Origin of the sequence: Streptomyces niphimycinicus, assembly GCF_018883605.1 — a bacterium.
Lineage (GTDB): Bacteria > Actinomycetota > Actinomycetes > Streptomycetales > Streptomycetaceae > Streptomyces > Streptomyces niphimycinicus.
In genome coordinates this window covers 1-1091 of sequence record NZ_JAHLEM010000674.1, presented here as the reverse complement: position 1 = coordinate 1091, position 1091 = coordinate 1, and the positions used below count along the sequence as shown (strand labels likewise).

The following is a 1091-nucleotide window of genomic DNA, read 5'->3' as shown; positions in this document are numbered from 1 at the left end:
CCCGCCCCTTCCCACAACCGGGGCTCCGCCCCGGACCCCGCTCCTCAAACGCCGGAGGGGCTGATTTCAGCCCGTCCGGCGATTGAGGACACGCCCGAAGCCCGCCGCAGGCGCGTGCTACCCCAGGGGCGGGTCCTGGGGGTCGCGGTACATCGGACCGCGACCGGACAAGACCTCCCCGTACGCCTGCATCAGATCCGGCAGCCGCAGCGTCGCGAGGTCGTCACGCGTAGGCGTACCGCTCCAGCCGGACAGCCGCAGATCCCGATACGCGCAACTCTTCTCGTACAGCGTGCGCAGGAACCGCCCGTTCCCCAGCTCGTCGATCCAGCTCTGGTCCACCACATGGCCGCTGATGCTGCGCAGCTCCTCCACTGCCTCCTCGTCCCACACATCCCCGTTCTCCGCCGCCAGCACCTCACCGATGCGGGTGAGCTCCAGCGGGCGGTAGCTGGGGAAGTCGACGCGGGTGGTGAAGCGGGAGCCGAGGCCGGGGTTGGCGGCCAGCAGCCGGTCCATGCCCTCGGGGTAGCCGGCGAGGATCACCACGAGCCGGTCGCGGTTGTCCTCGGCGCGCTTGAGCAGCACCTGGAGCGCCTCGTCGCCGTACGCGTCGCCCTTGCTGTAGCCCGAGTTGGACAGGGAGTACGCCTCGTCGACGAAGAGCACCCCGCCGAGCGCCGAGTCGATCAGCTCATTGGCCTTCACCGCCGTCTGGCCCAGGTATTCGCCGACCAGATCGGCGCGCCCGGCCTCCACCAGATGGTCGCCGCCGAGCAGCCCGAGGGCGTAGAAGACCCGGCCGAGGATGCGGGCCACGGTGGTCTTGCCGGTGCCGGAGGGGCCGGAGAAGACGAAGTGCCGCTTGGGCGGCTGGACCGGCAGGCCCTGCCCGGCGCGCAGCCGCGCCATATGGAGCTGTGCCGACAGCGCCCGCACCTGCCGCTTGACCGGCTCCAGGCCGACCATGCGCTCCAGCTCCTGGAGCGCGCTCTCCAGCAGCACCGGATCCGAGGGGCCGGGCTGGGAGGGCAGACCGGCCCGGGCGCGGGCGCCGCCCGCGCCCACCACGGCGGGTCCCATCAGCGGCG

At 72.2% G+C, this 1091-nt stretch carries 1 protein-coding gene; it reads right to left on the bottom strand.

What is annotated here, in order from left to right:
• Positions 1-117 precede the first annotated feature (117 nt).
• Positions 118-1091: AAA family ATPase (locus KN815_RS39800; protein ID WP_253209534.1), on the bottom strand; the 974-nt coding region annotated here is incomplete at its 5' end.